This window comes from Planktothrix sp. PLAVEN19ND (assembly GCF_057220675.1).
This window is the reverse complement of the sequence record NZ_CM170132.1, coordinates 5,030,609-5,052,719: the sequence shown is the minus strand read 5'-3', so window position 1 is coordinate 5,052,719 and position 22,111 is coordinate 5,030,609. Positions and strand designations below refer to the sequence as shown.

Annotated in this window: 15 protein-coding genes and 1 tRNA gene; 12 read left to right on the top strand and 4 right to left on the bottom strand. The window is 38.7% G+C overall.

The window, feature by feature from the left end:
* The first annotated feature begins 4 nt into the window (after positions 1 to 4).
* The 3 genes from gifA (at position 5) to argJ (ending at position 2,504) form a co-directional block, all read left to right on the top strand.
* Positions 5 to 196 (top strand): glutamine synthetase inactivation factor IF7A, encoded by a 192-nt coding sequence (gifA, locus tag AC2D3N_RS21700; RefSeq protein ID WP_079678143.1) that lies wholly within the window; start codon positions 5 to 7, stop codon positions 194 to 196.
* Between the two features lie 264 nt (positions 197 to 460).
* Complete coding sequence (locus AC2D3N_RS21695) at positions 461 to 1,048, top strand: Uma2 family endonuclease (RefSeq protein ID WP_484692116.1); 588 nt, start codon at positions 461 to 463, stop codon at positions 1,046 to 1,048.
* Positions 1,049 to 1,262: 214 nt separating this feature from the next.
* On the top strand, positions 1,263 to 2,504 hold the full coding sequence (gene argJ, locus AC2D3N_RS21690; protein WP_079678145.1) for a bifunctional ornithine acetyltransferase/N-acetylglutamate synthase: 1,242 nt from the start codon (positions 1,263 to 1,265) through the stop codon (positions 2,502 to 2,504).
* 21 nt (positions 2,505 to 2,525) lie between these two features.
* Here the strand turns inward: argJ and AC2D3N_RS21685 are convergent, their stop codons facing one another.
* The 3 genes from AC2D3N_RS21685 to rsmI all read right to left on the bottom strand — a co-directional run bounded on the left by AC2D3N_RS21685 (position 2,526) and on the right by rsmI (position 5,197).
* A complete protein-coding gene (locus AC2D3N_RS21685; protein ID WP_484692115.1) occupies positions 2,526 to 2,696 on the bottom strand; it encodes a hypothetical protein in 171 nt (56 codons plus the stop codon).
* A 64-nt stretch (positions 2,697 to 2,760) separates the two neighbouring features.
* A complete protein-coding gene (locus AC2D3N_RS21680) occupies positions 2,761 to 4,017 on the bottom strand; it encodes a serine hydrolase (RefSeq protein ID WP_484692114.1) in 1,257 nt (418 codons plus the stop codon).
* Between the two features lie 328 nt (positions 4,018 to 4,345).
* Positions 4,346 to 5,197, bottom strand: a complete 852-nt coding sequence (gene rsmI, locus AC2D3N_RS21675) for a 16S rRNA (cytidine(1402)-2'-O)-methyltransferase (protein ID WP_484692113.1) — start codon at positions 5,195 to 5,197, stop codon at positions 4,346 to 4,348.
* A gap of 163 nt (positions 5,198 to 5,360) precedes the next feature.
* On the opposite strand from rsmI, the gene AC2D3N_RS21670 reads away from it, so the two are divergent.
* The 5 genes from AC2D3N_RS21670 (at position 5,361) to AC2D3N_RS21650 (ending at position 14,529) form a co-directional block, all read left to right on the top strand.
* On the top strand, positions 5,361 to 9,275 hold the full coding sequence (locus tag AC2D3N_RS21670) for an AAA family ATPase (protein WP_484692112.1): 3,915 nt from the start codon (positions 5,361 to 5,363) through the stop codon (positions 9,273 to 9,275).
* Entirely contained in the window at positions 9,260 to 10,441 is a 1,182-nt protein-coding gene (locus tag AC2D3N_RS21665) for a hybrid sensor histidine kinase/response regulator (RefSeq protein ID WP_079678150.1), read from the top strand. Before AC2D3N_RS21670 ends, AC2D3N_RS21665 begins: the two co-directional genes overlap by 16 nt.
* A 126-nt stretch (positions 10,442 to 10,567) precedes the next feature.
* Positions 10,568 to 12,373, top strand: a complete 1,806-nt coding sequence (locus tag AC2D3N_RS21660) for a putative bifunctional diguanylate cyclase/phosphodiesterase (protein ID WP_484692111.1) — start codon at positions 10,568 to 10,570, stop codon at positions 12,371 to 12,373.
* 44 nt (positions 12,374 to 12,417) lie between these two features.
* Complete coding sequence (locus AC2D3N_RS21655) at positions 12,418 to 13,287, top strand: sugar kinase (protein WP_200816728.1); 870 nt, start codon at positions 12,418 to 12,420, stop codon at positions 13,285 to 13,287.
* Between the two features lie 75 nt (positions 13,288 to 13,362).
* Positions 13,363 to 14,529, top strand: a complete 1,167-nt coding sequence (locus AC2D3N_RS21650; protein ID WP_339394354.1) for a cupin-like domain-containing protein — start codon at positions 13,363 to 13,365, stop codon at positions 14,527 to 14,529.
* 126 nt (positions 14,530 to 14,655) lie between these two features.
* On the opposite strand, the gene AC2D3N_RS21645 is transcribed toward AC2D3N_RS21650, so the two are convergent.
* Positions 14,656 to 16,143 carry a glycosyl hydrolase family 57 gene (locus AC2D3N_RS21645; protein ID WP_484692110.1) on the bottom strand — a complete coding sequence of 496 codons (1,488 nt, stop codon included), beginning with the start codon at positions 16,141 to 16,143 and terminating at the stop codon, positions 14,656 to 14,658.
* A gap of 375 nt (positions 16,144 to 16,518) precedes the next feature.
* Here AC2D3N_RS21645 and AC2D3N_RS21640 point away from each other — a divergent pair, with 375 nt between their 5' ends.
* The 4 genes from AC2D3N_RS21640 (at position 16,519) to AC2D3N_RS21625 (ending at position 22,108) form a co-directional block, all read left to right on the top strand.
* Complete coding sequence (locus tag AC2D3N_RS21640; protein WP_079678153.1) at positions 16,519 to 18,501, top strand: amylo-alpha-1,6-glucosidase; 1,983 nt, start codon at positions 16,519 to 16,521, stop codon at positions 18,499 to 18,501.
* 20 nt (positions 18,502 to 18,521) lie between these two features.
* A complete protein-coding gene (locus tag AC2D3N_RS21635; protein ID WP_079678154.1) occupies positions 18,522 to 19,217 on the top strand; it encodes an HAD family hydrolase in 696 nt (231 codons plus the stop codon).
* A gap of 88 nt (positions 19,218 to 19,305) precedes the next feature.
* Positions 19,306 to 19,378, top strand: a tRNA-Ala gene (locus AC2D3N_RS21630).
* Between the two features lie 255 nt (positions 19,379 to 19,633).
* Entirely contained in the window at positions 19,634 to 22,108 is a 2,475-nt protein-coding gene (locus tag AC2D3N_RS21625; RefSeq protein WP_484692109.1) for a sensor domain-containing diguanylate cyclase, read from the top strand.
* Positions 22,109 to 22,111: the final 3 nt, after the last annotated feature.

Here is a 22,111-nt window from a genome sequence, read left to right as displayed (position 1 = left end):
AATTATGGATACTCAAAATCAAGCTCGGGCTTTGATGATGCGTCATCATCAAGTAATTAAAAACCGTCAACAATCCTTACTAAACCGAGTCGCGGATGAAGTCGGCATTGAGCCAGGAGATTATCGGACAACGATTCAAGGCAAACCCACTGACAGCGCGAGCAGCTATGACCGCAGTGGCTCGTCCATGAGTTAATTGAGTTGTTACTGAGATAACTGTAAATTCACCATGAATCAATCAATGCCCCCGCTTTGCCTAAGCAAGTGGGGATATTTTTATGGTTGACGGTTGAGGTGAAAATTAGTTAAGTATGGCGATCGCTCAATGATATAATAAGCCAATATTCCCTGTAAATAAGCAAACTACTCCGTTAATAATCCCCTATAGAAACCGGGTTTCTAATAATTTTAACCGACAAAATCACTTAATTAATCAGTCAATTCCCCTGGAGGAAAAGTGATGGAATTTGCCACAATTAATTTATCGACTCCTCTGCAATTAACGATTAATTTAACGGATGAGCAGTTTTTTGAGTTATGTCAAAAAAATCGAGATTTAAAATTTGAACGGACTGCATCAGGAGTTTTAATGATTATGCCACCAACGGGAGGAAATACAGGGAGACGCAGTATTAAAATAGCGGCTCAACTCGAAATTTGGAGTAGTAAAACCAATCTCGGTGAAGCTTTTGATTCTTCGACCGGATTTAAACTTCCCAATGGTGCGGATCGTTCTCCTGATGCGTCTTGGGTTAAGCGCGATCGCTGGGATACTTTAACCCCCAAACAACGGGAAAAATTTGTGCCTTTATGTCCTGATTTTGTGATAGAATTACGGTCAGCAAGTGATACGTTAAAACCCTTACAAAATAAAATGGGAGAGTATCAGGAAAATGGGGCAAAATTAGGCTGGTTAATTGATCCGAAAAATAAACGAGTTGAAATTTATCGCCCAGATCAAGAAGTAGAAATTCAGGAAAACCCTACAACATTATCAGGGGAAAATATTCTCCCCGGATTTATATTAGACTTAACCTTAATTTGGTAAAACGTAGTAAGTCCTGAAGGGCTCCCATATTTTTTAAAAGGGGTTGATAGAATGCGGGTTCGGCTTCAGAGGTTTGAGACCGAATGGGGGTAAAGATTTGAGAAGATTATGCAGCATTTTCCCCCAAATAGTTGAGGATAATCAATTTAAGTTTTATCACCCTGGTTCTTGATATAATCCGTTCTCGGTAATATTGGAAACGAAAGGGGAAATCATGTCGGATTGGACAGTGATTGAGGGTGGGGTGACTGCCCCTAGAGGGTATCGGGCATCGGGAATTACGGCCGGACTGAAAGCATCGGGATTACCGGATTTGGCTTTAATTGTCTCTGATGTAGATGCGATCGCAGCCGGGGTATTTACTACCAGCCAAGTTAGAGCCGCCTGTGTTGATTATTGTCGTCAACAACTCCAAGCCAAACCCAGCGCCAGAGCGGTTTTATGTAATTCGGGACAGGCTAATGCCGCCACGGGGGCAGCAGGTTGGACAGATGCGGTAGACTCCGCCCAAACTTTGGCCCAAGTCTTAAATATTGCACCAGAATCGATTTTACTGGCTTCTACCGGAGTCATCGGTCAACGGATTAAAATGGATATCCTCAAAGCCGGGATTCCCAAGTTAGTCGAGGAATTGTCAGAGAATGGTAACGCGGCCGTAGCTAAGGCGATCATGACCACAGATTTAGTCCCGAAAACCATTGCCTTAGAAACGATGTTTGGCGACCGTCCCGTGAGAGTGGGGGGAATTTGTAAAGGGTCTGGGATGATTCACCCCAATATGGCGACGATGTTGGCTTTTGTCACCTGCGATGCGGTGGTTTCTCCTCCCCTGTGGCAAGAAATGTTAAGCCGTGCAGCCAACCGGAGTTTTAATCAAGTTACCGTTGATGGCGATACGAGTACCAACGATTGTTTAATCGCCTTGGCTAATGGGGCGTCTCGGACTCCAGCGATTACGGGTATGGGGCCAGAAGCGGAAAAATTAGAAGGGATGTTAACAGCCGTCTGTGAATATTTGGCCAAAGCGATCGCCCGGGATGGGGAAGGAGCCACCTGTTTAATTGAAGTTCAAGTTTCCGGTGCCCAGGATGAAGCATCTGCGAATAAAGTTGCTAAAACCATTGTAGGTTCATCTTTGGTGAAGTCCGCCATTTTTGGTCATGATCCTAACTGGGGAAGAATTGCGGCGGCGGCGGGCCGGGCGGGAGTCCATTTTGACCAAAATGATTTGGAAATCAAATTAGGGGATTTTGTCTTAATGCAGCAGGGTCAACCCCTAGCTTTTGATCGGAATGCAGCTAATGAGTATTTAAAACAAGCCAAAACAGGAGAATATCTCAAGGAAGATACGGTATTAATTTCAGTTAAAATCGGCAATGGCTCCGGTGTGGGCAAAGCCTGGGGATGCGATTTAAGTTATGACTATGTAAAAATTAACGCTGAATACACCACTTAATCAGTTAACAGTTATCAGTTATCAGTTATCGGTTATCAATTTATTGTCTGTTCCCTGTTCTCTGTTCCCTGTTCCTATACAAAAAACACAGGTTTCTTCCCGTTGAATTTCCCCGGAACAATCTCGAATTTCTGTATAGCCTTTTCCCTGACAATGGGGACAGATTTGATCAATGATTCTGTTTTTTTTCATAAGATTAAGCCCTGAAGGGCTTACTACAATGATTGTGATTAAGCCCTGAAGGGCTTACTACGGTTTAATTATTCATTCCTACCATGGGAAAGGATAATTGATTGAATTGAGTTATTTTTTCGGAAGTGGCTTTTAAGGGGGTTTGATTTAAACGATTAAAAATATAACGAGAAATGTCAGGGAAAACCTGTTCATTTTTTGCATAGGCGGGATCATCTCCAAAGACGGCTAAAATATAAATGGCTTTATCGTTTAAGGTTCTAACAAAGGCGACTTCTTGACGAGAACGACTGGTATAACCGACTTTAGAAGCATAGTAAATATCGGGGGGTAAGGATTCTCCTAAAAATCCTTTAACCGAGTTGGAATCAATATTTTTCCAGGCTTTGGGGTTCAAATCTCGGGTTAATAAATAAGCCATTTTTGTACTCGCTAAGGGAGAAATGGCTTGTTTTGTGTAGATTTCATACATTAATCGGGCTGTTTGGTCAGTGGTGACGCGATTTCCTTGGGAATAGGAAGGAATTTCTCGCAGTTGTACATCTCTACCCGTAGGTTCTTCTCCTACCCCGGTAATTGGATAATTTTTAGTGGTTAAATTAATTCCAGTATAACCGGATTTCTCAAAGAATTTATTAACTTGACTGCGTTTTTCTACCCATTTATCTAATTCGGATTTGTCTAAGTTTTCCCCTGATTCAGTTTGGGTAATCGCATCAACAATCCGACTGGCTGAATCATTATCGGAAATTCGCATCATCTGGGATAGGTCGGTATAAAAGGGCGATTCCTTGGGAATATATCCTTTTTCTGCATAGCCAAAAAATTGAACCATCCAAAATAATTTGGCAACACTGGCGGGAAATCTGAGTTTGGTATTGTTATATCCGGCGATGGTATGGGTAGCAGGTTTACTAACATCAATTAATGTAATGGATAGGGATTCGGTGGGTAATCCTTGGTTTTTAGCAATATCAACTGCACCATCAATAATAGTTTGTAAGTCTTGACTGGGGACTAAATTAGGAGGGGTTTTGATGTTATAAGCTACGGTTTTATCTGTTTCGGTCGCCGGGGCAGAAATGGTAATATTCTGAGTTTGGGGTTGGGGTTTTGCGGGTGGAAATAATAGTTTTAACACTGCTCCCAATGTCCAATTAACAGTTAATAATAGGGCAATTAAAAATATAATTCGAGAGTATTTTAATTTCGCTAATCTATGAGGTACTCTAGTCCCTACTCTAACAGGAGATTGCCTGTTAGAACGATGAGGAACAGAATAATTTCTAACGGAGCGACGACGTTGGGTAATATAAGCCATATTGGAGAAAGATATAAGGGGAGCAGGGGAGGCAGGGGAGGCAGGGGGAGCAGGGGGAGCAGGGGAGGTAGGGGGAGCAGGGGAGGCAGGGGGAGGTAGGGGGAGCAGGGGAGGTAGGGGGAGCGGATACTTGATTATATTAATTAAAGGTTAAGTATCAACTATAGCAATCCGTGTAGGATTTGTGATAAAAACCCGTAGGGGTTGGGTCTCCCAACCCTCTTTGCGCCTGGGTTGGGAGACCCAACCCCTACGATAAAATGTTACAACCCCTACACGGATTGCTATATTAACAACCTAATCATTTATACCATTTATCCTCAATATTTTATTCTGTGCCATCGGGTAAAGTTAAAGCAATTTGATAGATTTGACGACGGGGTAAGGAGGTGGCTTCGGCAAGTTGGCGACTGGCTTGGGAACGGGTAATCCCTTGCTGGAGTAGACATTGGAGTTCGGCTTTAAGTTGATCTTCGGTGACCACGGTTGGGGTTTCGGTGACACCAGCAATGACTAATGTTAGCTCACCTTTGGGGTTATGATCTTGATAGTATTGTACGGCATTTTCTAAGGTTCCTCGCCAAAATTGTTCATGGAGTTTTGTTAATTCCCGGGCAATTACAATAGACCGTTTTGCTCCTAAAATTAGGGCTAAATCTTCCAATGTTTCCACCAGACGATGGGGCGCTTCATATAAAATTAGGGTGCGAGATTCCGTTTGTAAACTGCTTAAACGCTGTTGGCGTTCTTTATTTTTGGTGGGTAAAAACCCTTCAAAAATAAATCGATCTGTGGGGAGTCCCGCCGCACTTAAAGCTGTTATACTAGCACTAACTCCAGGAATCGGAATTACAGCAATATTTGCTTCAATACAAGCCTTAATTAGTTCATATCCTGGGTCAGAAATTCCTGGCATTCCCGCATCCGTAACCAAGGCAATTGTATGTCCCTGACTCAGAGATTCCACCAAACTCGGAATCCGGCGTTGTTGATTATGTTCATGGTAACTGAGTTGGGGGGTTTTAATGTCAAAATGGTGTAATAGCTTGCCCGTATGACGGGTATCTTCGGCCGCAATCCAATCAACAGTTTGTAAAATTTTTATCGCCCGCAACGTAATGTCTTCTAGGTTCCCAATGGGAGTTCCTACAATATAAAGGTTTCCAGCTTGATTGGTCATCTTAAATTTAAGGCCCTACGGAAATATAAATGTGACATAAAACACACTCCCTCAAGGATAATATCAGATATCCTGGAGGGTAGGATGGGATATCCAGTTCATTGTTGACCACGAGATCAAGATTGATTGATCCTAACCCACACCCATCATGAACTAAACTAAAATGCTGACCATATCAGGGTTTGACACAACTACTTTACTGTATAGTAGCCCCACCAGTTTAGTCTATCGGGCCCATTGGATTCCCTATCAACGGCCTGTGGTGCTGAAAGTCCTGCGGGGAAAAGGGTACAGCCCTAAACAGATGGCTCAGTTTCAACGAGAATATGAACTGATTCAGTCTTTAAATTTGCCCGGAGTGGTTAAGGTTTATGGGTTAGAGTCCCATCAGGATCACTCCATAATGATTTTAGAAGACTTTGGGGGATCATCCCTGAGCCAGTTAAAATTGGCGGGTCAGTTAAGCTTAATTGAATTTCTGGAATTAGCCATTGACATTACCAAAATTTTAGGTCAAATCCACGGATTTAATATTATTCATAAAAACATTAATCCGAGTAATATTGTCTTGAATCCAAATACGGAAGTTATTAAACTGATTGACTTTGAAATTTCCAGTATTTTATCCCAAGAAAATCTCAGTTTTATTTCTGCTAATATCCTAGAAGGAACCCTGGGCTATCTATCCCCAGAACAGACGGGAAGAATGAATCGAACCATTGATTATCGAAGTGATTTCTATTCTTTAGGGGTAACTTTTTATGAATTAATCACGGGTCGATTACCCTTTACCAGTGAAGATCCTTTAGAATTAGTCCATAGTCATATTGCTAAAACTCCTATTTATCCCGATCATTATACTAACTTTAGTCTACCGGAAACCCTATGCCAAATTATTCTCAAATTAATGGCAAAAAATGCCGAAGATCGTTATCAGTCAGCCTATGGGATTAAAAGTGATTTAGAACGTTGTTTAGAACAAATCAAAACCCAAGGTTATATTGAATCCTTTGAACTCGGAAGTCAAGATTTATCAGATAAACTGCACATCCCCGAAAAATTATATGGTCGAGAACAACCCCTGGAAACCCTATTAACCGCTTTTGAACGAGTGAGTCAAGGAGATCGAGAATTAATTTGGATTTCTGGTTATTCTGGAGTCGGAAAATCCTCCTTAGTACAGGAAATTTATAAACCGATTACGGCTAAACGGGGAATTTTTATTTCGGGAAAATTTGATCAATATAAACGGAATATTCCCTATTTTGCCATAGCTCAAGCCTTAAATGAATTTTGCCATCAAATTTTAACAGAAAGGAAAGAAATATTAGAGCAATGGAAGCATAAAATTTTAGCTTTTGTCGGAAACAAAGGACAATTATTAATTGATATTATTCCTGATTTAGAACGAATTATTGGTAAGTTTTCTGTAACTGAATCCTTAGATTTACAACAAACTCCTAACTGTTTTTTAAAGGTTTTTCAAAAACTTATCCAAGCCCTAACTCAACCCCAACATCCCTTAGTAATTTTTTTAGACGATTTACAATGGGCAGATTGGGCTTCCTTAAACTTAATTAAAACCTTAAGTCAAGATGAAAGTATTCAATATTTAATGATTATTGGAGCCTATCGTCATCATGAATTAAATCTCAATCCCCCCTTAAAATCAACCTTAGAAGCGATTAAAATTACCCAAGACCCGGGAGTTGAAATTAGTCTCGATAATTTAAGTTTATCAGATATCAATGATTTAATCGCGGAAGGATTAAACTGTTCTACGGAAGTAAGTCAACCCTTAGCCCATTTAGTCTATCTAAAAACCCAAGGAAATCCTTTTTCTACTCGAGAATTTTTGAAATCCCTTTATACAGAAGGACTATTACAATTTGAATATCCGACTCAATTATCCTGGACACAAGGTCACAATAAAGGCAAATGGATATGGGATTTTGAACAAATTCAGGCTAAAAATATTACAGATTATCGAGAAAATTTTAGTGATTCTATCCCGGAATTTCACCCGATTAATTCATCTAATTCCTTAGACATTGCCAGCATTTTCAAAGCCTCTCAAGCCCTTTCCCGGGAAATTTCGATTGAGCATTTACTCACAAAGATCATGAAAATTGTTGTAGAAAATGCCGGAGCAGAAAGAGGACATTTAATTTTAGAATCCGATAAACAGTGGTTAATTCAGGCTGACGTTACAACGGTTCACGATGGAGTTAAAGTTTTACAAGCAATTCCGATTGAAAAAATTAATTCCGAAACTAATACCCCAGAAGTTTGCAACTCCATTGTTAATTATGTAATTCATACTCAAGAAAGTTTAGTTATTCATCAGGCGACAAAAGAGAATAAATTTGTTAGCGATGATTATATTATTTTTAATCAGCCTAAGTCGATTTTATGTGTTCCCCTTTTGAATCAAGGAAAACTGATTGGAATTCTTTATTTAGAAAATAATTTGATTGCTGGAGCTTTTACATCTCAACGGTTAGAAGTTTTAAATTTATTGTCTTCTCAAGCAGCAATTTCTATTGAAAATGCTTTACTTTATAAAACCTTAGAAGAAAAAGTTACTGAACGCACTCAAGCCTTACAACAAGAGATTTTAGAACGGAAAAAAGTTGAAGAAGTATTGAAACAGGCGAAAGAAGATGCCGAAGCCGCTAACCGTGCTAAAAGTGAATTTTTAGCAAATATGAGCCATGAATTAAGAACTCCTTTAAATGGAATTTTAGGATATACCCAAATTTTAAAACGCTCGATAACTCCATCGGAAAAAGATCAAGCGGGCATCCAAATTATTCATCAATGTGGAACCCATCTTCTCACCTTAATTAATGATCTTTTAGATTTGTCTAAAATCGAAGCTGGAAAATTAGAAATTTCTGCAAAAGTTGTTAATTTAGATACGTTTTTAAAGGAGGTTGTAGAAATCTGTTCTATCAAAGCTAAACAAAAAGGTTTATCTTTTATTTATCAACCCCTATCCCAACTGCCGATAGCTGTAGAAATAGATGAAAAACGCTTACGACAAATTTTAATTAATCTCTTGGGAAATGCGATTAAATTTACCGATTATGGCACAGTGACTTTGAGAATTAAAGTCATAGAAAAACCCCCAGATAATTCCAGTTTTTATCAAACAATTCAGTTTCAAATTGAAGATACGGGAATTGGCATAAATCCCGAACAATTAGAAAATATTTTTCTCCCTTTTGAACAAGTTGCAGAAATATCCTATCGTTCAGAGGGAACTGGGTTAGGGTTAGCAATTACCCAACGATTAATTAAACACCTAGGAGGAGATTTGTATGTAGAAAGTAACAGGGGAAAGGGGAGCCATTTTTGGTTTGAATTGAATTTACCAATTTCGACAGAAGTGCAACCTATTTCTGAAGCTAATTCTTTATATTCAATTGTGGGATTTAAAGGGGATAAAAACAAGATTTTAGTTGTAGATGATAAACAGGAAAATCGCCTGATATTGTTGGATTTATTACAACCTTTGGGGTTTGAAATTGTAGAAGCCAGTAATGGTCAAGAAGGATTATATCAACTGAAAAAAAGTCAATTTGATTTAATAATTGTAGATTTAGTTATGCCAATTATGGATGGTTTTGAAATGACTAGACACATTCGTTCTTTACCGGAATTTCATGATATTCCTGTGATTGCAACTTCCGCTTCTGTTTATCAATGGGATAGAGAACAAAGCCAAAATGCTGGATGTAATGATTTTCTTTCTAAACCCTTGGAAGTAGAGGAATTATTGATTAAACTAAAGACTTGGTTAAAATTAGAATGGGAATATGATTATCCCGAAAAAAATTTGCCCCAGACTCCGGCAGAAAATAGTCCTGATTTAGTTATTCCCAGTTCTGAAATTTTATCAAGTTTAATGAAATTAGCCAAACGAGGAAGGGTTTTAGAACTGGAAGCAGAAGTGATTAAACTTAAACAAATTAATCCTGATTTAAGTTTGTTTTCTGATAGAATTAAATATCTAACTCAAGATTTTAAAATCACACAAATTAAGGAGTTTCTCAATCAATGGACAATCAACTAATTTTAATTATTGATGATAATGGAACTAATTTAAAAGTCCTGTCACAAACCCTAACCAGTGCCGGATTTCAATTAGCTGTAGCCACCAATGGAGAAGAAGCCCTAGAACAAGTCCTAGAAGAATTACCCGAACTGATTTTACTAGATGTTAAAATGCCTAAAATTGATGGATTTGAAACTTGTATTCGTCTGAAAGCTAATCCTAAAACCAAGGATATTCCGATTATTTTTATGACGGCATTATCAGAAACTATTGATAAAGTTAAAGGTCTTTCTTTGGGGGCAGTTGATTATATTACCAAACCCTTTGATGAACAGGATGTTTTAGCCAGAGTTCGGGTACATTTACGTTTAAGAGCGGCACAAAAACAAATTATTTCTCAGGAAAAATTAGCCTCATTAGGAACCATTACCGCCGGGGTTGCTCACGAACTAAGAAATCCTTTAAATTTTGTCATTAATTATGCCCAATCTTCCCTTGATAGCCTAAATCAATTGTTAGCAAATATTCAGCAAAATCCTACCGAAGATTCCCAGGAAATTCTAACTCAATTGCAGGATATAATCACCGATGCTGAGGCTATTGATGAGCATGGACAGCGGGCTAGTCGAATTATTGAAAGTATGATGCAGTTGGCTCGTTCTGAACCAGGGGAATATCAATGTATTAATCTTAATGATATTTTAGATCAAGCGATTAAACTAGCATATCATAGTTTTCGAGTCAAACATCCACAGTTTGTCATTACCATTAAAACGCAATTTGATCCCCATCTTGAGGTCATAGAAGTTATTATATCTGATTTACATCGAGCTTTAATTAATATTATTGATAATAGTTGTTATGCCCTTTATTTGAAAATGCAAGAAAATATGAATCGAGAGGAAAAATTTGATCCTACTTTGTGCTTAATTACAAAAAATCAAGATTCTGAAATTGAAATTAAAATTCATGATAATGGCATAGGAATTCAACCCGAATTCATTGATAATATTTTTACTCCATTTTTCACCACGAAACCCCCAGGACAAGGCATTGGACTCGGCTTATCTTTAACCCATGATATTATTGTTTTACAGCATGGAGGCACCCTGCAACTTGACACGCAATGGAAACAATATACGGAGTTAATCCTAAAATTGCCTAAAAACCAAAAAGGGAATTAATCAAATTATATTTGTTCTTGAAAAATAGGAGAAAATTAAATTATACTCAATATCAAGATCTCAAAATATCACACTTAATATCCTTTTTCTTAAATGGTTTTAATCGATTATTCAAACGAAAATCCTATGTTACATTCCTCCGCAAAATCTCTATCTTCCCTCGCAGAAATTACACTCTATTCAGATTCTGTTACTATGCCTTCAACCCCTGCTTTTATTTTAGTTATTGATGATGAACCAGAGTTAAAACGATTAATCGAAAGACGATTAAAACCTCAGATTAAAGCGGGAGAATTTCAGTTTTTATTTGCTACTAATGGTATAGATGCTTTAGATATTTTACGTTCAAACCCTCATATTTCCGTCATTTTAACCGACTTAAATATGCCCGGAATGGATGGCTGGGCATTGCTGGAACAAATGCCTAAAATTGATCCGCTACTGAAAGCTATTGTTGTTTCTGCCTATGGCGATATTCAAAATATTAGAACCGCCATGAACCGAGGGGCATTTGATTTTTTAACTAAACCGATTAATTTTCAAGATTTAATTGTTACCATCCGAAAAACCATCGATATTGTTACTAATAGTCGGCTGCAAAAACAACAACTTAAAACTGCTGTTGAGAATTTGCAATATCTTGCTCTTTATGATAAATTAACGGGACTTCCAAATCAAAATCATGTGTTAGAATGTATTCGCTCTGCGGTTGATCATCAATTAGATTTTGCTCTATTTTATTTAGCATTAGATCGGTTTAAAATAATTCGGTATGGCTATGGAAAAACCTTAGCTGAAAAGTTTTTAATTCAAGAAGTTGAACGGATCAAAAGCTGTTTGCAACCCAGCGATATTTTAGCTAGAATCTGGAAGGATGAATTTGTCCTATTTCTACCCAATATAAAATCAGAAAATATTGCTTTAGAAAGAGCCAATAAACTCCATCAAGCCTTTAAATTATTCCTACCAGAACGTCGAATTACCGCCTCGGGAAATACTAATATTGGTGTTGCATTATCTAGTTTATTCTACGAACAAGCGGAAGATTTTTTAAGAGCAGCAGATACCGCTATGCACTATGCTAGAATGCAGAGCAATAAAAATTGCACGGTATTTTTTAATCCAGAAATGCAAATTGCTGTTTTGAATAGATTACAGTTAGAATCTGATTTAGAATTAGGACTAGAAAATCAAGAATTTCAAGTTTATTATCAACCAATTTACAATTTAAAAAATCAAAGTTTAGTCGGTTTTGAAGCCTTAGTTCGTTGGCAACATCCCAGTCGAGGATTAATTCCACCCTCTGATTTTATTCCTCTGACAGAGGAAACCGGACTGATTATTCCTTTGGGAGAATGGGTACTCCGAGAATCCTGTCGTCAATTTAGTTATTGGAAAAAAGAGTTTCCTGAGCAATTTCCTTTAAGTTTGAGCGTTAATTTATCAGGGTTGCAAATCTTAAAATCTGATTTCAGTGGCTTAATTGATGATATTATTGAATCTAAAGTTTTAGAAGGATTTAGTTTAAAACTAGAAATCACTGAAAGTATTTTAATGGAAAACCCCGAAGCTGTTACTGAGTACATGAATCAATTTAAAAGTCGCAATATCCAATTATCTATTGATGATTTTGGGACGGGTTACTCTTGTTTATCTTATTTACAATCTTTACCTTTAGATACTTTGAAAATCGATCGTTCATTTATTGTGAATATTAATTGCAATCCCAAAAGTTTAGATATTATTAAAACCTTGATTACTTTAGCCCATAGTTTGAATTTAGATGTGGTTGCGGAGGGTGTAGAAACTGAAAAACAGATTAATACTTTGAATGATTTAGGTTGTGAATATGGACAAGGATATTATTTTTCACCCCCGATTACTGTTGATGCTGTAACTCAGTTATTACAAAAAAATCAATTAATTTCCTAGAGTTTTGATCTTCTTTGATTTCTTAATTTAGTTTAAATAATCCCATGATCAAAGGTTTATTTGTTGGACTAATTACACTCGATTTGATTTATTCTGTTACTCAATATCCCCAGGAAAATCAAAAAATTGTCGCCTCTGATTATATCGTTGCAGCCGGAGGGCCAGCGACCAATGCTGCCGTTACTTTTAATAGTTTAGGCAACCAATCTATGCTATTAGGTGGATTAGGAACCCATGACCTAACTCAACTGATTAGAAAAGATTTACAACAATATTCTGTAAATATTATAGACTTAGATCCTAATCGTTTAGATGCTCCTCCTGTTTCATCTATTATTGTAAATAATGTCACCGGAGATCGCACTGTTATCTCAATTAATGCTACAAAATCTCAAATTTCAAGCCCCTCAAATTTATTCCAATATTTAGACAATATCGATATTATTTTAATTGACGGTCATCAAATTCCGGTCAGCCAAAGTTTAATTCAACAAGCAAAAATCAAACAAATTCCTGTTATTTTAGATGGCGGAAGTTGGAAACCAGGTTTAGAAACCCTTTTACCAGATATTCACTATGCCATTTGTTCCAATAATTTTTATCCGCCCTATTGTCAAACCTCTGAAGATGTTTTTGCTTATCTTCAAGGGATGAATATTCCTAACATTGCCATTACTAAAGGAGAAAAACCGATTCAATATATTAGTCTTAAAGCAGGAAACGGTAGTATCCCCATTCCCAGGATTCAAGCAGTTGATACTTTGGGCGCGGGAGATATTTTCCATGGAGCATTTTGCCATTTTATTCTATCTGAAAACTTCCCCACCGCCCTAGCTAACTCCGCCCAAATTGCATCTCAATCTTGCCTACATTTTGGTACTAGAAAATGGATTAAATTTTTAAATAATCACTAATCTTTATAGACAACTGGGGACAAGTAGGATATAATTAGAATATCTTCTTCTTTCCGGTTTTCACGAGTATAATTTTTGTTAAAATCTCTGATTATTAATATGACCGATATTCAACCTTTAAAAATCACCCTTCCCCCCTTACAAATTACCTTAAATGATGGGCAACAAGTCAGCTTGCAATGGCTTCCTCAATCCCCTTTAACTGAGTCTTCTCAACATCCTGAACCTCCCCAACCTCCGCTTCCTGATGGTTGGAAAAAATGGGTTGCGGCTAATAAGTTTCTGCATCAATCCGATGATGCCTTAATTGAATGTATGGTGAAAAATGGGATTGATGTTAAGTTAGCCATTGAGGAAGTCACAAACCTCGCTAACCAACCCTATTTTCAAGCCGCCGAGGAGGTTTTACAAAAGCTAGAAAAATTAGAATCTATTCTACAAATTAAAAATCAATTAGCAGCTTTAGGGTCTAATTATCATAGTATTCCTCGAATTCCATTTTTATCCAAAGATGAATTTTTAGACCAATATTATTCCCAGAATAAACCCGTTATTTTGACAGGTATTATGAAAAATTGGGAAGCAATGGAACTATGGACACCAGACTATTTAAAAGAAAACTATGGCAATGTTAGTATTCAAGTCCAGGGAAATCGCAACTCCGACCCGAATTATGAAATTAATTTAGAACAACATCGAAAAACGATGTTATTTGCAGATTATATTGATTGGGTAGTGCGGGCGGGAGAAACCAATGATTACTATATGGTTGCCAACAATAACACCCTGAATCGTGAAGAAATGCAGGGACTTTTTCAGGATATGGAGGTATTTCCCGAATACTTAGACCCAGCACAGAAAGTGGGGAAAACGTTTTTCTGGTTTGGTTCAGCCGGAACTGTTACCCCTTTACATCATGATACCATTAATATCTTTTTAGCTCAAGTTTCAGGACGAAAACTAATTAAAATGATTTCCCCGGAACAGACCCCATTTATTTATAATAATATTGGGGTATTTAGTCCGATTGATCCGGCAAATCCTGACTATAATCGCTATCCATTATATCGCAATATTCGCTCTATTGATGTGATCTTACACCCTGGGGAAGTAATTTTTCTTCCGGTGGGATGGTGGCATTATGTCAAAGCTTTAGAAATGAGTATTTCCGTTTCATTTATTAATTTTAAATTTCCTAATGATTATGATTGGAAAAACCCATCTTCAGTCAACAGTTATTAGTAGGGAATGGGGAATGGGGAATAGGGAATGGGGAATAGGGAATGGGGAATAGGGAATGGGGAATGGGGAATGGGGAATAGGGAATGGGGAACACTCTTACACTGATAACTGATAACTGTTTACTGATCACTGATTACTGATGATCCCCCGACGATAGATTTCTTTTGCATAATCTGTCCAGGTTCCCTGTCCCCAATAGCGAAAACAACTGGTTTGTAATAACAAATTGTACAATAATGCTTGTTGATAGTGAAATTCTTTAGTAATATTTGGGTTTTCTTTAACTAGAGAATCATACTTTTGGTGAAACGCAATGCTTAATTGATTCATCGGTTCCAAAACATTTTCATACCCTTGAACCCAACTTAAATTATTCGTCCAGGATGCCCCCTCCATTTGAAATTGATGATCGGTTTGTTTTAAAATTGCGATCGCCGCTTCTACCGTCTCCAGTGTCATTTGATTAGGATCAACTTTTTGCCAAATTTTATGCTGCTGAACCGCTTGACAAGCGGGGTAATCTTCTGGGTTCACCCCCGCTGCTTCTAAAAGTTCTAAATATTCCGTTCCATTCATTGCCACAACCCCATGATTTTGATCTCGCAATTCATAGAAAATCCGCAAGAAATCCCGGGGATATTCATTCATCATTACCCCGCCATTTTCCCCATCAGCAATTTGTGAGACTAAAGGCGGAATATTAACCCCAGAAATAGATTGTTTTTCCTTAGTTTTCGCTTCAAAATATGGCTGCATTTGGGCGACTAATTTAGTATCCGATCCCTGGGTTTTAATTAAAGCAATTATACTCAAGGTTTCTCCTTTAGAATTGCGGGCAATTAAACGATTTGGAATATATTTTTGGTCGTGGGGTAATCCTAAACCTTCTAAGGTTTCAACGGAATGTTCCTGAACTAATAACCAACGATAACCGCAGGATTTCAACGCTTTAATATACTCATACAAAGTATCAGGATGATTAGGTAAGTGCATTTCTGGAGGCGAAAAACCCTTAACACGCTTTAACGCATCCTCTCCAAAAATAGAGGCAAAATGATGTTGCCAAGCCTGAATTTGGAGTAAAATATCAGGAATAGGAGTCGAAGGAATTACCCCATGACTCCACATTGTTCCTAACCATTCCACATAGGGTTGATAGTTTGGATCACAGGTGATTTTTTTCAGATCATTGAGAATATCATCCCGCCCCATTTGGCGTAATCCCCATAATAAATTCCCCGAATAATCCAACATAATTCTAGGATTACAACCTTGGGAGATTAATTGAGGAATAAACTCTCCCATCCGACGATAACACCAGGCAAAAACTTCCGCATTATGATTGTCTCCCTCTTGGGGATGTTCAAACATATATTGTAGATTGCTGATTAATTCCCCATTATCACCAGCTGGAATAGTCGGTTGATGAAAATGTAACCCACAGGCAAAACCCGCTTTAATTTGATCTAACTTTAAATTAGTTTGAGGTAAAAATATAGGACAATTATGATTAACCAGAGATTGAATTTCAGCTTCCCAGCCGCAAAAATTAGGAAGACCAGAACGCAAGTCTTCTAAAACAGGTAAAGGAGCCAAAAGGCTAGATTTTGTCATACAACTAAATTTTGAGCAATTAAAATGCAATAAAAATACAAATCTGATTATACTCTTAAACCCAGACTCAGCAAAAAAGACTTTGAATCCAGGGTAAGATTCCATCGGAATTGAGCAGTGGGTTTAATATGTGTTCAATTTCACAAAACTGGGGGTTTTGATTTGGACAATAAAACGTTATAGTTAATGACGCTACTACTTACGCCAACGAGGACAACCTTTTTACTGATGGACAATTATCACCGATATTCTATCCCCAGATTTGACCGATGACCATTTATCTGTTTGATGGGGTTAATTGTTGAATTGAGACGGTGAAAAACCTCTAAATATTAATTTTATTGTTGATGCAAAATTTTGAGTGTTGAAGGTGATATGAGTATCAATTTTGGACGAGAAATCTGCGGTGATTTACCCAGTGCAGAAACACGGGAATGGTTAGTAACCAATGGCATCGGTGGCTATGCTTCAGGAACAATAGCAGGCTTGCTGACGCGCCGTTATCATGGTTTATTAGTAGCGGCTTTAAATCCCCCCTTAGGACGTACCTTATTAGTCCCCAAAATAGACGAAATTGTAGAATATCACCAACAAGTTTATCCCCTTTATACAAATCGTTGGAGTGGTGGCGCAATTAATGGCTACGGACATCATCATATTGAAAAGTTTCACTTAGACCGTACCGTACCGACCTGGAAATTTGCCTGCGCCGATGCTCTCCTGGAAAAACGGATTTGGATGCAGCCCGAGGCTAATATTACTTATGTTCGCTATAACTTAACTCGCGCCTCGGGGCCAATTATCCTGAAGCTCAAAGCCTTCGTCAATCATCGAGATTATCATAGCGATACCCATGCTGGGAATTGGAAAATGCAAGTGGAAGCGGTGGAAAATGGGGTTTGTGTCACCGCCTTTGGCCAAGCCACTCCCTTCTATTTATTGACGGATCGGGCGACGGTACAACCTACCCATCAATGGTGTTATAACTTTGATTTAGCTAGAGAACGGGAGCGTGGCCTGATGGATCATGAGGATCATCTCCATATTGCCACCTTCACCGCCACCTTGCATCCCGGGGAATCCTTATGTTTTGTCGCGAGTACCGAAGCTCGCCCCAGTTTAAACGGAGAAGCCGCCCTAGAAGTCCGTCGCAGCTACGAACGCAAATTATTAGGGTATTGGCAAGATAGCTGTCCTAGCAATATTAGGGAAGTGCCGGAATGGGTACAACAGTTGGTATTTGCAGCCGATCAATTTGTGGTGAATCGGGGTATTCCTGAAAATCCCATCGGTAAAACCATTATTGCTGGATATCCCTGGTTTGGGGATTGGGGACGGGACACCATGATTAGTTTACCCGGTATTACCATCACCACCGGACGCCTGCAAATTACCCGTGCCATCCTCTATACCTATTCCAAATATGTCAAGGAAGGAATGTTACCCAACCGTTTCCCCGACGAGGGAGAAACCCCTGACTACAATACCGTTGATGCAACCCTGTGGTATTTCGAGGCAATTCGTCAATATTATGACCTGACCGAAGATATTGATATTGTCGAAAATTTGTTTCCCGTTCTAGCCGATATTATCCAATATCACTGTCGCGGGACTCGCTACAATATCCACCTTGATCCCGCCGATGGTTTACTATACGCCGGAGAACCGGGATCGCAGTTAACCTGGATGGATGCCAAAATCGGCGACTGGGTGATCACCCCCCGCATCGGGAAACCCGTGGAAATTAACGCCCTTTGGTATAACGCCCTGCGAATTATGGGGAAATTTGCCCGTCAAATCGGTAGACCCTATCAAGAATATGATGCCCTAGCCGATCGCGCCTTAGCTCGGTTTGAACGATTCTGGAATCCTGAACTGGGCTATTGTTATGATGTGATTGACGGGATTTATGGCGATGATGCTTCCCTGCGTCCCAATCAAATTTTTGCCGTTTCCCTCCCCCATAGTGCCCTATCCCACGAACAACAAAAAGCCATTGTTGAAACCTGCGGACGGTTTTTGTTAACATCATCGGGATTGCGATCACTGGCCCCGAATCATTTTCACTATCGGGGATATTATGAGGGAAATCCAGTACAACGAGATAGTGCCTATCATCAAGGCACGGTTTGGGCTTGGCTGTTGGGGCCCTTTGTCATCGCCCATTTACGGGTGTTTCAAAATCCCAATGTAGCGCGTAGTTTCCTCGAACCGATGATCAACCACCTGACCACGGGAGGACTGGGAACAATCAGCGAAATTTTTGATGGCAACGCTCCGATGCACCCCCGGGGTTGTATTGCCCAAGCCTGGTCGGTGGGAGAAATTCTGCGGGCTTGGTTAGCCACCGAACGTTAGATCAAGGGTCGTGGAAAACCATGGGTTTAAAGGCAGTTCTATTTGATTTTAATGGAATTATTATTAACGATGAGTCCATCCATGAGCAACTCATTGCCGAACTTTTGTTAACTGAAAACCTGCGTTCTCAACCCGAGGAAATTCGCAAATTTTCTTTAGGACGGAGCGATCGCGCCTGTTTAACTGACCTATTAACCTACCGGGGTCGCGTTGTCAGTAATGCTTATTTAGATCAGTTAATTGAACGGAAATCTATTAGCTATCGAAATTATTTAGAACAATTAGAACAACTGCCCCTCTATCCAGGTCTGCGGGATTTGCTCCAACAGTTGCAAGCAGCGGATCTGAAGTTAGGAATTGTCACCGGGGCGTTACGGGCGGAAGTGGAACTGGTGTTAACGCGCAGTGGCCTGAAAGAGTATTTTCCAATTATTGTGGCTGGGGATGAGATTATCCTAAGTAAACCTGAACCCCTAGGCTATTTATTAGGCCTGCAACGATTAAATCAGGCTTACCCTGAGCTAAATTTACAGCCATCGGAGTGTCTGGCTTTAGAGGATACCTATGTGGGGATTATGGCGGCAAGGCGGGCCGGAATACAAGTCGTCGGTGTCGCCCATACCTATCCCCTACATATGCTGCAACGCTGGGCAAATTGGGCTGTTGATCGCTTCGGTGATCTGGAACTTGAACGGATGCAAAAATTTTTTTTATAGGAACCTTTGCAATCTCAGGTTTAGTTGTGTTAGGATAGTGAATCGGAGTCGGGGATCATTCCTCACACTTTGATCCTTTGACTCGCACGGGGAATTAGCTCAGTTGGTAGAGTGCTGCGATCGCACCGCAGAGGTCAGGGGTTCGAATCCCCTATTCTCCATTGTCCTCGTTAATATGCTAAGATCGAGGCCAATCAAGTCTAGCTTGAAGTTTTATATACTGCCTGCCACATCTATTATTTTTGTATAGCAACCTATTTTTACCCCTGGTTTGACCACGGGGGCATATTCCTGATCTGAAAATTTATTTTTTCAAAAAAATAAGCCTATTTTCCTAGCCCTAGATAGAGGAAAAACCAGGAAAATTAAAGCTAATATTGATCACGCTCTAAAATACTGACATTTTTAAAATCTAAATGAAAGTAATCACTTTGGGTCAATCAATATTAGTTGAGAAAAGTCTGAGTTTGATCAAAACCTGCGTGGGGTGGATTATCCGTAAAATTAATTTTATGCAATATCCAGATTCTCAAAATGAAACATCAGACCTAATTGAATCAAAGTCAAACAATAATAAGCTCCTAAATCATTCTTTTCAAACCCAAGAAAGGGTTAGACAACTACTTGACAGTAGCCAAGTAGTGATTTTTAGTTGTCAGCCTCAACCTAAATATCAAATAACATTTATCAGTAACAATGTCAAAATTATATTGGGATATGATGCTGCTATATTGTTAAGAGAAAAGGATATTTGGCACACCTATGTTCCACCTTCAGACCAAGATCAATGGCAGAATGCTTTTGTGCAATTATTAGTCAAGGAGAACTATATTCATGAAGCCCAATTCTTACACGCTAATGGGAATTTTTGCTGGTTACGAGTGGAAATGCGCCTAATTAAAGATGAAGGAGGAAATATTTCCGAAATCCTTGGTTACTTCGTTGATATTACGGATCGCAAAGCAGCAGAAATGCAACTATTAACCGCAGAAAATCGTTTAAAAACAGTGATTGAAACCGTTGGTAGTGGAATTACCCTCAGTGATAAACAAGGTAATTTTTATATTTTTAATTCTAAAATGACGGAAATCACTGGATACTCTTTGGAAGATGCTCAATCTCATCCAGATTTTTTAGCCCTATTATATCCGAGTTCCACATCCTATAGCCAAGCTCAAAACCGATTAAACAATGTAGCTTTAATGGGTTCAGTCTTTAATGCAGAAACCACAATTCCCACCAAAAATGGAGAGTTAAAAACCTTGCTTTTATCTACGGTAATGATAGAAGATCAGGAGAATCCGTTATTTTTATCGACTTTTCAAAATATTACTCCCCTTAAACGAGCCGAAAAAGCATTATGTCAAATGGTTGTTCAAGAACATTTGATTTGGGAAATTACCCATAAAATTCGTCAGTCTTTGAATTTAGAAGATATTCTCAATACAACAGTTACGGAAGTTCAACAGTTACTTGAATGTGATCGGGTTTTTATTTATCAAATTTTTCCTAATCGTCAAGGAAAAGTTATTGCGGAAACCAACCCAAATAAATTGTTAAAAACCCAACCCTCGAAAACTCCTTTAATTCCTTTAAACTGCTATGAAAAATTTAATCAAGGTCGAATTAGAGTTCTGAATAAGATTAATCATGATCCGACTGATTCAGAAATGTTGAAGATGATAAAATATTGGGAAATTGATTCTGCAATTATAGTTCCTTTATTGGAAATGAATCAACTGTGGGGACTTTTAATTGTTGATCAAAATCAGGGTTTGCGCCATTGGTTAAAATGGGAAGCCAACTTATTGCGACAAATCTCAGAACAGGTGGGAATTGCTATTCAACAAAGTCACCTCTATCAAGAAACTCAAGATCAAGCTCATCGCGCCCAAATTTTAAATCAGGTGATTCAAGTAATTCGTCAATCTTTAGACTTAGATACAATTTTTTCAATGGCTATTACTGAAATTGTTAGTTTATTACGTTTGGATAGGGCTTGTATTTTGCAATATCTTCCCCAGCAAAAACAATGGCAAGAGGTGGCTTGCTTTAGTGAGCATCACTATATTATTCCTCCAGTTTTTCCTCAGATGCAACAAACATATTGTTTAGACAGTGATGCCTTTGATGTTCTTACTTCTGAAGAAATTCAATATTTAACTGGAATTTCAGGAAGTTGGTTGCCGATTCCTTTGCGGGTGGGTTCTAAAATTTGGGGCTGTTTGGGATTACTTAAACATCAAAACCTGAAGGGCTGGAAAGAGTCAGAAATTGAGTTAACCTGTGCGATCGCAGATCAATTAGCGATCGCAATTCAACAGTCTGAACTCTATCAAGAATTACAAGTTGCTAACCAACAATTACTGCGCCTCGCCACCATTGACGGTTTAACTCAAGTCGCCAATCGTCGCCGTTTTGATCAATATTTGGAACAACAATGGCAAGATTTACAAGCGGACAAAAGTTCTTTAGCTTTGATTTTATGTGATATTGACTACTTTAAACAATATAATGATTACTATGGACATCTTGCCGGAGATAGCTGTTTGAAAAAAGTCGCTCAAGCCCTGGAGAATATTCTACGAGATCCTGTGGATTTAGTCGCTCGATATGGGGGTGAAGAATTTGCAATTATTTTGCCGAATACTTCTTGGAGTGAGGCGATTCAGCAGGCACAACATATCCAAAATATGATTCTACAACTGCAATTACCCCATGCCGATTCCCGGGTCAGTCAATGGCTGACTTTGAGTTTGGGAATAGCTTGTACCATCCCTTCTGATGACATCTCCCCCTCTGTGTTAATTGGGGCTGCGGATCAAGCCTTGTATCAAGCGAAACAGCAGGGACGCGCCTGCTATTGTGTTCACGGAGTGGAGGCTATTTGAACC